This is a genomic window from Sphingorhabdus sp. (genome assembly GCF_046596595.1).
GTDB lineage: Bacteria > Pseudomonadota > Alphaproteobacteria > Sphingomonadales > Sphingomonadaceae > Sphingorhabdus_B.
Genome location: NZ_JBKJMB010000098.1, coordinates 1 through 11,522, shown reverse-complemented (window position 1 = coordinate 11,522; position 11,522 = coordinate 1). Strand labels below are relative to the sequence as shown.

Sequence of the window (11,522 nt, the reverse complement as noted above, 5' to 3'; positions counted from 1 at the left end):
CCATTGAATGTCGGGACCAAGGTCGCGAAGTACCGTACATGAAGTCTGGGATGCACCTTGGAGATCGCTGGTACCGAGTTGGCCTACGCCGGGCATTTCACGTTCAATCACGAATTGCGGCATCGATATTTCCTTTTAGCCTTTACCTGAACGGTTAGAGTAAAATTGGTGCTGCGGCGACTGATCCCGCCGGTAACATATTCGGCAAGGGGAGAGACTATCCGACCCCCATGAGATGTCGCGCCGTCTGATGCCACACCGGCGTATCCCAAAGCCCGTGCACCGCCAGAGCGAACGGAATATTGACCGCCAGCCAGATCACATAGGCTGGATGTACCGAATGATTACGCATCACGTCCCACACGAACATCGGTGCGATCGCCAGAAGCGTGTAAAGGTCCGGCGTGAGCGGGCTCTGGGGCATTGAGTGCGGCAGCCATGGAATCCGGTCGAGACCGGCCGGCAAAGCCATCGCGGTTGCGAGGAACATCATTCGCTTATGCATGCCAGCGTTCCGGCTGCGGGCTTTCAGCGCGATACTGAGGAATAGGGAAAATAGTATCCCGACACGCAATTGGAGAAGCAGGATGTTTTCCCGAACCTCGAGCCCGCCCAGCATCTCCTCCCGTTCGCCTAGGGGGGCTGCCTGTGCCGCGTCCCACAGCATGTGGTACATGGTAGGCGCCAGGATGAAGCCGACGATGACGAGGGCGGGTGCGAGTACCATAGCGACCATCCCTAGCCGCATGTGCTGAGCGCTCCTACCGGTCGCTATCTGCCATGCCTGCGCCAGAAGCAGCAGAAGGAACGATCCCATCAATACCGCATGGACGTGAAGTATCAGCGGGAACGGCGGGCGCTCGCCTGCCGTAACAGCGTCGATCTTCATCAGCGAGTCCGGGATGAACCCAGCGAGCACAATGGCAATAAACCATGCCGACATAAGCACGAATATCCAGCGGTCGATGGCGTGGGCTCGCGGCGTCCCGGACAGTACGTCCAGCTGGGTTTCTGCAAAGTTCAAATTATTCGCAAGAGTCGTCATGGCAACACTCCCCTGATCGGTAGTTACCACTTTGAAGTTGCAATATCAACTACGACGCTAGGGAATGGCTTGCATAGACCGGCCAATTGTTAGCGTACGAGACAGTGCTGACATTCGGCGGAGTGGGTAAATTACTCTAAATGCAACATTCCGTATGGTCAAGATTTGGGCCGGGAGCGGACTGCACTCTTACGGAGCGCGAAAGTACCATGTCTCCCGATGTCATCTGAAGCCCGAGAATAGCGGCCTGCCACCCCATTGCAGTTATTAACGCTCATGGCACTCGAATTGGTTCTGGGGATCAAGGTAGGCTTCGACAGCCTGAGAACACAGAATTCCCCATAACTATCACCGATCGATGAAAGCTTTAGTGTGATGTTTTAGTAGCCGTGTTAAACGCCTCCAATGTCTGATATAATCCTTGTCACAGGCGCGAGCGGCTATTTGGGGCGCAACATTGTCCGCGAGTTGATCGAACGGGGTCATAAGGCGCGTGGTCTAACCAGAAGTGACACATCTTCTGACCTCATCATGCGGCTCGGCGGAGAACCAGTTCGCGGTGACATCATGGACAAGGCTTCTCTAGAAGCAGCCATGAGAAACGTGGGCGCACTGGTGCACGCTGCAGCCGACACGATCACGGGCGTTCGACGAAAGAACTAGAACTCACAAATCTCAAAGGAAGACAGAATGTCTACGATGCGGCTCACGCTGCAGGCGTAAAGCGAGCAGTGCATATTTCGACAGAAGCCGTCCTACTGGATGGCCGGCCGATTGTGAATGCCGACGAGACCTGGCCAATCCCGGAAAATCCGTCTGGCGCTTATTCACGTACGAAGGCAGGCGCGGAACGTATCGCGCTTGCCTCAAACGGTAATGGGATGGACGTAATCGTGATGCGTCCTCGATTTGTTTGGGGGCGCGACGATACGACGGCTCTGCCTCAACTGGTTACGGCAGCCAAATCCGGAAAACTTGTCTGGTTCGATGGCGGCGACTACCTCACCTCCACAACGCACATTGCCAATGTGGTAGAAGGTGTGCGCCTATGTCTCGAAAAAGGTCGGGGCGGAGAAGTCTATTTCATCACCGACGGAGAGGATATCGCCTTCCGTCCGTGGGTGACAGCGCTACTGGCAACAAAGGGCATCAGCGAATCGGAAGTGAAGAGCGTGCGGCGCGGCTTCATGAACATTATAGTATCTGCAGGCGAGTTGCTGGCCAATTTAACTGGAGGCGCGCTCAGTGGTCCACTTGGTCGACAAGAGTATGCTACTGTTGGGAACACGGTCACCCTCAACATAGCGAAGGCGCGAAAGGAGCTAGGATATGTGCCTGTCATGTCGCGCGCAGCAGGACTCTCGGAACTGAAAGCTGGGGCAATTTCCGGCTCGGACGGCTGAAGCAGGGACGACACGTAACCGGTCAAGCTGGACACAGGTGGCGAGGCAAGGCAAAATAGTAGTTTCCGCTTCCCTAACCATTCCAGCCGAAGCCTTGTCGCAACCAGTGGGAAAAGTGGTCAGTCTGCTTTCAAAATATCAGCACGGCCCAAGCAAAGGCGGAAATGTCGCGTAATGCTGCCGTCGCGGCTCTAGCTGAACGAACGGCTGATTACTGCGCCCACCCTTCTAATAGCTGCCTGCCGGCAACGTCCAACGAAGCCGCAGTTCGGCGGTTGGTCGCATGTCGCTTTTCGCAGCAGTCCGGCCTTAGTTTCAAAATGCTCAGCATCGGAGAACGGCCAATTCCGGCGCTTGGGCTCCAACGGGCGCTGGTGCCCTTCCGGTCAGCCGATAAAACGATTTCGATTGTGAAAAATGCTATCGCTCGACCGGACCTGTTGAACCTAACACCAAAACTTGCAGGATGTATTCGCTCAATCGGGCAAAGTGGTCGGGTCTCCTGCCACCAGCCGGCCATGCTCGCACCACGCTGCTAGCGACGGGCTGAATTCACTAGACACCTTGGTCTCGTAGCGTGCGAGATCTGCCGCCCGGCAGACGCCCTCCCATCGTCGGTTTGTGCCCTTATTGATGAAGGTCTTGCCGCCGCCCTTCCAGACGCCACCTGCTTGCGGCATCAGTTGATGAGCGTCGCCCTTCATCGCTTCGAAGCCCGCCGCCTCGACGATTTCAGCCCAGATGTTCTCGGCGATTTCGATATCGAGGAATTCGGCGATCCGCCGCATCTCGCCCTCAAGGTCGGCTTTCATATCATTGAAGTGCACCAGCAGTACTTGCGGTTCGTGTCTCGCCGCCCAGAAGCTGTTCTCCATCCCGAAATAGCCTGCACCTGCATCTCCTTGGTCATCCTCGGGCCCCTCGACCCATCCCGCAAAATGAGCCGCCGGGTCCTGAGGCGAAAAGTCGTAGCTGTCGCCGTCGCCGAACTTTGAATCGGCATTGCTAAGCCCAATCAATCGCGCGATCGACTCTGGCGTGTAGTTCGATTTGTGATGGAAGAAGCTCATTGCCGCGTCGCGTCCGTCACGGGCTACGTGAATGTACTTGACACCCTCGTAATGCGGCAGCGCATCCCAAGGTAGGTGCGATTTGAGAAAGCGGCGGTGCTGCTGGCTCTCGGCCAATCCGAGCATTGCACCAGGCGGTGGCATACGAAAGTCAGGCCAGGGAGAGCTGTCCTGTACCGGGAAAGGCGCCGAACTGCCAAACACCATCATGCCCACGATCCGCTGGGTCCAGGTGGTACCACATTTGGGGTTGGTCGAAATAACGATGTCGTCTGGCCGCATCGGGAAATCGTCCCAGAAGGTGCTGTCGAATGCTCGGTTACGGACGCGGCGAGTTGCTGACCGGATCAAACGCGGTGCGGCGCTCATTGCGAATTAACCACCTGAGCTGTCGCGAGTGACGGAGCGCAGAATGCAGCAATTGCGGCTGCCATCATAAATGCTTTCATTGTTTCTCTCCCTTTAGAGAACGTCGATAATAGCATTTTTTAAGCGCTAAATCTAGCGAGGGACGTTCGAGGTATATACCCAATGTCATTTACTGGATATCTCGTGCGTGCTCACAGTAGGCATTCGAGGGCAAGCCGAGGATCGTCCGAAATTGGCTTAGTTTTTCGCGTTGGAGTTTACAGTAAAATCAATGTCGCGTTTCGCGGCAGTCGAACCTTATTCTCCTTAACCCAAACGTCGCGGAGCGGCCATTTTGAGTAATTTGGCCGACCTGAACGAATGTCCGGTTTGTAGAGGTTAACCTTGAGCCGCTAACGACCGGAATGTTAGCGGGACCGGACTGACCGCTTCTGTGCGTGAGTCGATGAATGCTGCCGTTTAGATAGTTTTGAATGCGACATAGCCTCCGGCAACTTTTTGGCCGCTTAACGTTTTGAAGTGCCTCTAAATTAGCTGCCCTACGATATGGCATTGAGTTCGAAGAGCCTAAAACCTTCAATTGGGAGGTACGCGGAAACACTGCGGTTCGATAAGGCATCACAAAAGAGGTTGTCGATGAATTAGACAATTGATGAGAGCCGATTGGGCGTGCTGTCACGTTTAAAATCGAAGCACCGTGACCGAACCCGTGCTTGGAATAAGCGACGCGATCCGGTAGATTGATGCACCCATTTGCATTGATATTGCACAAGCAATGGGTCCACCGTGAGAAACGACCACAACGCAATCAACATCAGGCAGATTCTGCATGGCCACCTGAACGCGCGTCGCAAGAGCTTGGGTGGTTTCGCCCCCGCCGGGTCGGTAATGATCTGGATCATTGACCATACCGTCCATGGCATTCCCGGTTGCCCGGTAGATAGCATTCCATGTGTGGCCCTCCCACGCGCCAAAATCACGTTCGCGCCAGTGCGGGTCGGCGGTGCTGGTTACGCCAAGGCTGCGGGCGAGGGGTTCGGCAATCGCGAGGGTCCGTTGTAGATCGCTGTGGATGATCGCGTCCGGTTTGAGCGCCGCCAACTGACTGACCATTGGAGCTATCATTTTCTGTCCGTCCCGCGACAAGCCCGGGTCACTCTGGCCGTAGCAACGCTTCTGCCACACTTTTGAAACGGGCGGATGGCGGACAAGATGTAGTATCATGGAAGAATTGTATTTGCGGCAAGCAAGATGAGGATTTGCCCAACATACACGCCAAAGCCAAGGCAATCTCCAGTAACTCCGTTCAAGTGCTGCAACAAAAAACGGCGGAACCAGAGCGCAAAGATCAGTGCGGCGGCAATCGCGGCGCAGACCTGTGGCGCGACCATGAGCCCAAGCGGAACCATGAAGGGCAGCGTTAGCAGGCTTGCTATAAACCACTGATCAATTCCGGTGCGCGCGCCAACATCTTTGGCAAGGCCGCCTGTCTGCATGAGCGGCGGGATAATAGCCATAAGGCAAACCGCGAGATAACGCCCAAAGCTTGCTGAGCCGATTAGGGCCGGAAGGATAAGTGCATCTGGCAGGACGAACAACAAGGCGGCACGCAAAGCGACAGCGAAGCCCATACTGAGCGTGCCGTAACTGCCAATGCGGCTGTCTTTCATAATCTCGTGAATGCGCTGCGGTGTCATCCCGCCGCCAAAACCGTCGCAGAAATCCGCGACGGCATCTTCGTGGAACGCACCCGTCAGCCGCGCTTCAACGATAAGGGCAAGAATAACGGCAATGATCCGCGGCCAGATGTGATCGGCGGCGATCAGCGTCGCGGCGGTAATTACCCCTACAAGTCCGCCGACCACGGGGAACCAGATAACCGATTTTGCAAGGCCCGCTTTTGCCGTTTCGGCGGTGATCGCGTTTAGCCCCGGTGCGGGAATCCGCGTGAGGAATTGCAATGCGAGCAATGGCGGTATCCACCAGCTCACTCCATAATCTCCGACAAGGTTGCTACCTCTGTCATCAGTGCAGCGGCGGCATCAAGCAGCGGCAATGCGGTGAGGGCACCTGTGCCTTCGCCCAATCGCATCTCCCATTCGAGCATCGCCTCAAGTCCCAGTTCAGTTAAGGCAGCAATATGCCCTGGTTCGGCGGAAAGATGGGCAGCGATCATTTGATTCGCCGTGCCTGGCGCGCGTTTTTCCGCAATGAGCGCAGCCGCAGTCGTGACATATCCATCGAGCAGGATGGTAACGCCAGCTTTCGCCGCTGCGGCGTAAAATCCCGCCATTGCCGCTATCTCAAACCCGCACAGGGCGGCAATTGCGGCCTTGGGATAGCTTGCCATCAATGGCCGCACCCGCACTACAGCTGCTTCCACAATCGTCTGCTTATGCGCTCGCATCGCATCATCCGCGCCTGCGCCCTTGCCAGTTGCCGTTGCTGCATCTGTTCCGGCGAGCAACATTGTCAGGCAGGCAGCAGGCGTTGTGTTGCCGATGCCCATTTCTCCGGCAATCAGCACGCAGCAGCCATCGTTTATAGCTGTTTGCGCTGCCTGTTCGCCAATGGCCCATGCGGTATCAAATTGCGCCTCGTTCATCGCAGGGCCTAACACCAGATTTTGAGTGCCGCACGCAACCCGCTGTTCGCTAACGAATGAAGGGTAATTCGCAACGAGCGGCGTCACGCTGCCTACATCTATCAATCGTAGGTTGCAATTGGCCGCGCGGGCCAGCGCATTGCTACTTGCCCTTCCCCCGGCAATGGTTGCCATCATCGCGGTGGTGATGGCAGAGGGCCATGCTGAAACCCCGCTTTCTACAACCCCGTGGTCGCCCGCAAACAGAGTGATGCAGCGGGGGTGCGTTTGGGGGGATAGCGTTTGTTGTGTGACCGCAAGCCGCGCGGCAATGCGCTCCAATCGGCCCAGACTGCCCTGTGGTTTGGCCAGCGCATCCAAATGGGCTTGCGCCATTTCAAGTGTCAATGTCACCGTGTGAACCTTGTCTTCATGGGGTCAATCCGGGCCTGCCACCCGGTGCGTTCAAGCTCTGGCACATCATTGGCGTTAAGGGGATAGCCAATGCAAAGATAGCCGATGAATGTCCACTGTCGTGGTATATCGAGAATTTGCGCAATCGCGATGGGATTAAGGATTGACACCCAGCCAAGCCCGACACCCCGCGCCCGGGCGGCAAGCCATAACGTATGGACCGCGAGCACAACCGAATATGCCAAAGTTTCCGGCATCGTCTGGCGGCCAAGGCCGTAGCCTTCGTGCGGCGCAGTGTCACAAAATACAGCAATATGTTCGGGGGCTTGTTCTAAACCATGCAGCTTTAGCGCATCATACGACGCACGAGTTTCATCGCAATAAAGCGCCGCGGCGCAGGCATTTTCGGCCTCAACATGCGCGGTGATCGCCGCGCGCCGTTCAGGGGAAATTACGCGCACGAAACGCCACGGCTGGCTATTGCCCACCGACGGCGCAAGGCTTGCACGATCAAGCAGGGTATCGACTAACCCCTCGTCCAATGCGCGGGTATCAAAATGCCGCACATCGCGGCGCCAAATGAGTAAGTCGTCAAGCTGTTCGAGAAAGGCCGAAGTGAAATCTGGGGCGATCACAGCGCTTCGTTCGCAATCGCGATCATCCGATCAACGGCAACGACTTTTTCCAGTTCAACGGCCAACTCATCCAATGCGGCGTCGACCGCGACATCATGGTTGATCCCATTTGATGCGCTGCCCAGCCAATGCCTACGCTGTTCTGCGTGGGCAAACAGTCCGTGGATATAACAACCCGCAATCCGGCCGTCCGCGCTTACCGCGCCTTCAAAACATCCATCAGCCATTTGCAGCAATGGGGCGGCATCCCCACTGGTTCGCCCGACATGGATTTCATACCCAGTAAAAGGCGCGCCATCTGCGACGCTGATCCCGCGTACATTGCGCAAAGTTTTTTCTGCCCCCAGCACCGTATCCACTGGCAAAAGGCCAAGTCCAGTAACAGTCTCAGCCATTCCTTCCACGCCGTCGGGATCAGAAATACTGCGCCCCAACATTTGATAGCCGCCACATATGCCAAACACTCGTCCGCCGCGCCGAACATGCGCGGCAATGTCTATGTCCCAGCCTTGGCCGCGCAAGAATGCAAGATCGGCTATCGTCGCTTTAGTTCCCGGAATGATGATTAGCGAAGCTGTCGCAGGCACCGGCGTACTGGGCGGCACCATCGTCAGGCGCACACCGGGTTCTTGAACGAGTGGATCGAAATCATCAAAATTGGCGATGTGCGACAACATAAGCACCGCAATCTCAATTGTACCATTGCCCAGCGCGCGGGCCGTTTGCAGCGTCACAGCATCTTCGGCAGGCAGCAGGCGCGCGGCAGAAATCCAGGGAATGACGCCAAGCCCCTCCCACCCAGTGCGTGTTTGTATTGCGCGATAGCCATCATCAAACAATGCAACATCACCGCGAAACTTGTTGATCAGGAAACCCCGGATTATTGCTGAATCTTCAGGCTCAATCACCGCCTGCGTGCCGACGATAGACGCGATCACGCCGCCGCGATCAATATCGCCCACGAGCACAACGGGCACACCTGCGGCGCGGGCAAAGCCCATATTGGCAATGTCTCCAGCGCGCAGGTTAATCTCGGCAGGGCTGCCCGCGCCTTCGATTATCACGATGTCGGCTTGCGCACTCAATCGTCCATAAGAATCGAGCACCGCATTCAGCAATTCGCCTTTGCGGCTTCGGTAATAAGTTGCATCGTGCGTGCCTCGCACTTTGCCATGGACCACCACCTGAGCCGTCCGGTCCGATTGCGGCTTAAGCAGAACGGGATTCATATCGACATGCATCGGCGCACGGCAAGCAAGCGCTTGCAGCGCCTGCGCACGGCCAATCTCTCCGCCACCCGGCGTTACGGCGGCGTTGTTGGACATATTCTGTGGTTTGAACGGTAACACCTTCATACCGCGATTGGCGAGTATGCGGCACAGCCCCGCCACCAGCACCGATTTGCCAACGTCAGACCCTGTGCCTTGAAGCATTATCGCAGCCATATCTGCGCCCCTGCTATCACGCCAACAAAAACCCAAAGCCCAAGACAAGCACGACGATAAATGGCCAAAGCATGCGTTACGTCTGGGGCGATGGGCCGGCTACCATCGCCCAAATTGGCGCGCCCAATCCATGTCCCATCATAAGCAGCGCCGCCGCCAAGCTGCACACCGACAGCGCCTGCCATCGCACTTTCCGGCCAGCCCGAATTGGGCGAAAGGTGCTTGCCCGCATCGCGCAACATCACGCGCCAGCCGCGCCCGCCAGATAGGCAGATCAACACTCCAGCGATCCGTGCAGGGACCCAGTTCAGCACATCGTCGGCGCGCGCGCTTGCCCAACCGAAATCACGGTAACGATCATCCAGATGGCCGATCATGCTGTCTGCGGTGCTGATACATTTGAATACGAATAGTCCGGGAAGGCCAAGGAGCAAAAACCAAAAGGCAGGCGCGACAACGCCGTCGCAAAAACTTTCTGCCAGCGTTTCAGTTGCGGCTGCCGCTATACCCGATGTGTCGAGCCCCGCTGTATCACGCCCGACAATCATTGACACAGCGTTGCGCGCGTCGTCGATATTCCCGGCGAGCAAAGGCCGCATTACAGCGGCGACGTGATCGTGCAAACTGCGTTGCGCTAGGCCAGTTGTGCCAATCAGGATCACGGCGATTGCTCCGCTCCAACCAATAGCAATGCGTTCGATTGCAAAGCCAATGCCGCCGCCCAGAACGATTAGGGTGGCAGCAACAAGCGTCCCCATGACGCGGCGGTGCGTGCCGTTGTTCCATCGGCTATCCAGGATCGCTATCAACCGGCCAACCACTGCTACTGGATGAACAAGCAATGCCGGATAGCCAAGCACAGCCTCCGTAATCAAGATCGACAGCAAAAATAATGGACGGTCATACGTCATTAAGCGCGGCGGATTGGCGTGATGATTGGCGCACCTTGCGCATCGCTATCGATATGGACGGTTACGCCAAATGCTTCGGCAAGCTGATCGGGGGTCAAAACCTGTGCGCATGTTCCTGCAGCTTGAACGCGCCCCGCTTTCATGAGGATGACATGATCCGCGATCCGCGCAGCCTGGGTTAGGTCATGCAGCACCAGCACTACCCCTGCCCCGCTTTGGGCAACATCCTTCAGGCATGATACAGCATCCATCTGGTGCGCAGGATCAAGGTTGGCGAGCGGTTCATCGGCAAGTACCCAATCAGGTTCGCCCGCCAGCACCCGCGCAAGCAGCACCCGTGCTTGTTCGCCTCCGGATAATCGCAGAGCCTTGCGATTAGCAAATTGCAAGCAGTCGGTTTGTGTCATCGCTTTGGCAATAGCGGCGTCATCAGCGGCACTTTTGCCCCAGCGCCCCTGATGCGCAAGCCGTCCCAGCGCGACAAGTGCGCGGACGTTGATTTCCCAGTGAATGTCCGCCTGTTGCGGCAATAATCCGATTAGGCGAGCCCGCACCCGCGCAGGGACGCTGGTCAGCGGTTGGTTGTCCAGAAATACCATGCCGCTGTCTGGTGTGCGCAACCCCGCGAGGCAGGAAAGCAAGCTGCTTTTGCCTGCGCCATTCGCGCCCAGAATGGCCGTGACCTTCCCTCGTTGCAGATGGCCGCTGACATTCTGCAAGATTGAGCGCCCGCGCAGAGTGAGCGAGAGCGCGTCAAACCGAATATCCATTACGCAACCTCCCTGCGCATTTTGAATAGCAGATACATGAAGAACGGGGCGCCAAGAACGGCCATCGCAATCCCAAGTCTCAGCTCTGATGTGCTCGGGAGAATGCGCACGAAACAGTCAGCAAGAACGATAAGCAAAGCGCCTGCCAACGCCGATGGCACCAGCAAAGCCGAAGGTTGATGCCCCACCAGTGGCCGCACCAAATGCGGCACGACCAAGCCAACAAAGCCGATAATACCTGCCACCGCCACCGACGACCCGACGCACAGGCCAACGCCAAGCACGATGAACCATTGCAGCCGCGTCATGTTGACGCCAAGTGACCGCGCGGTGGCTTCGCCCAGTGTCAGCGCATCAAGATTACGGCCCACCGCCACCAACAGCCCCATGCCGATGGTCATTAGCGGCAGCGCAAGTTTCACGTCATCCCAGCTACGATCCATCAACGCGCCCATCAACCAAGTCACTATTTCAGAGGTAGCAAACGGTGTTGGGGCAAGGCTGATTAGCAGGCTTGTTAGCGACCCCGTCAGGCTTGCCAATATGATCCCCGCCAATGTGAACAGGATCAAACTACCTGACCGACCGGCAAGCAATGCCAGCACAGTCATCCCAAGCCCAGCGCCAATCAGCGCAAATATCGGCAGCAAAAGTGCCGACACCGCGTAACCAAAATATAGCGACGTGACCGCCCCAAGCGCTGCGCTGGAGGAAATACCGAACAGACCCGGATCAGCGAGCGGGTTGCGCAAATAGCCCTGCATTGCTGCCCCCGCCATGCCTAAAGACGCGCCAACCAATGCACCCAGGCAAGCGCGCGGTAAGCGCAATTCCATGACGATCATCGACTGCAAATCACCCGACAACCACGCATCA

At 56.9% G+C, this 11,522-nt stretch carries 11 protein-coding genes and 1 pseudogene; 2 read left to right on the top strand and 10 right to left on the bottom strand.

The features are described from left to right. Positions 1-217: 217 nt before the first annotated feature. Positions 218-1,045 (bottom strand): hypothetical protein, encoded by an 828-nt coding sequence (locus ACLL9E_RS10110; RefSeq protein ID WP_411291613.1) that lies wholly within the window; start codon positions 1,043-1,045, stop codon positions 218-220. 405 nt (positions 1,046-1,450) lie between these two features. Here ACLL9E_RS10110 and ACLL9E_RS10105 point away from each other — a divergent pair, with 405 nt between their 5' ends. Continuing rightward, complete coding sequence (locus tag ACLL9E_RS10105) at positions 1,451-1,708, top strand: NAD-dependent epimerase/dehydratase family protein (RefSeq protein WP_411291612.1); 258 nt, start codon at positions 1,451-1,453, stop codon at positions 1,706-1,708. A gap of 38 nt (positions 1,709-1,746) precedes the next feature. Further along, positions 1,747-2,448 (top strand): annotated as a pseudogene (locus ACLL9E_RS10100) (NAD-dependent epimerase/dehydratase family protein); the annotation flags it as partial. Positions 2,449-2,924: 476 nt separating this feature from the next. Here ACLL9E_RS10100 and ACLL9E_RS10095 read toward each other — a convergent pair. The 9 genes from ACLL9E_RS10095 to ACLL9E_RS10055 all read right to left on the bottom strand — a co-directional run. Then, a complete protein-coding gene (locus tag ACLL9E_RS10095) occupies positions 2,925-3,887 on the bottom strand; it encodes a sulfotransferase domain-containing protein (protein ID WP_411291611.1) in 963 nt (320 codons plus the stop codon). A gap of 681 nt (positions 3,888-4,568) precedes the next feature. Next, positions 4,569-5,111 carry a histidine phosphatase family protein gene (locus tag ACLL9E_RS10090; protein ID WP_411291610.1) on the bottom strand — a complete coding sequence of 181 codons (543 nt, stop codon included), beginning with the start codon at positions 5,109-5,111 and terminating at the stop codon, positions 4,569-4,571. After that, positions 5,108-5,878, bottom strand: coding sequence for an adenosylcobinamide-GDP ribazoletransferase (locus tag ACLL9E_RS10085; protein WP_411291609.1), 771 nt, complete (start codon positions 5,876-5,878; stop codon positions 5,108-5,110). Before ACLL9E_RS10085 ends, ACLL9E_RS10090 begins: the two co-directional genes overlap by 4 nt. Continuing rightward, entirely contained in the window at positions 5,875-6,885 is a 1,011-nt protein-coding gene (gene cobT / locus ACLL9E_RS10080; protein ID WP_411291608.1) for a nicotinate-nucleotide--dimethylbenzimidazole phosphoribosyltransferase, read from the bottom strand. The genes ACLL9E_RS10085 and cobT overlap by 4 nt, the downstream gene beginning before the upstream one ends. Then, complete coding sequence (gene bluB / locus ACLL9E_RS10075) at positions 6,882-7,520, bottom strand: 5,6-dimethylbenzimidazole synthase (RefSeq protein WP_411291607.1); 639 nt, start codon at positions 7,518-7,520, stop codon at positions 6,882-6,884. The genes cobT and bluB overlap by 4 nt, the downstream gene beginning before the upstream one ends. Continuing rightward, a complete protein-coding gene (locus ACLL9E_RS10070) occupies positions 7,517-8,965 on the bottom strand; it encodes a cobyric acid synthase (protein ID WP_411291606.1) in 1,449 nt (482 codons plus the stop codon). The genes bluB and ACLL9E_RS10070 overlap by 4 nt, the downstream gene beginning before the upstream one ends. After that, positions 8,953-9,876 carry an adenosylcobinamide-phosphate synthase CbiB gene (gene cbiB, locus ACLL9E_RS10065; RefSeq protein ID WP_411291605.1) on the bottom strand — a complete coding sequence of 308 codons (924 nt, stop codon included), beginning with the start codon at positions 9,874-9,876 and terminating at the stop codon, positions 8,953-8,955. Before cbiB ends, ACLL9E_RS10070 begins: the two co-directional genes overlap by 13 nt. After that, entirely contained in the window at positions 9,876-10,646 is a 771-nt protein-coding gene (locus tag ACLL9E_RS10060; protein ID WP_411291604.1) for an ABC transporter ATP-binding protein, read from the bottom strand. The genes cbiB and ACLL9E_RS10060 overlap by 1 nt, the downstream gene beginning before the upstream one ends. After that, positions 10,646-11,522 (bottom strand): FecCD family ABC transporter permease (locus ACLL9E_RS10055; RefSeq protein ID WP_411291603.1); only part of this gene is annotated, 877 nt, incomplete at its 5' end. The genes ACLL9E_RS10060 and ACLL9E_RS10055, both read right to left, overlap by 1 nt.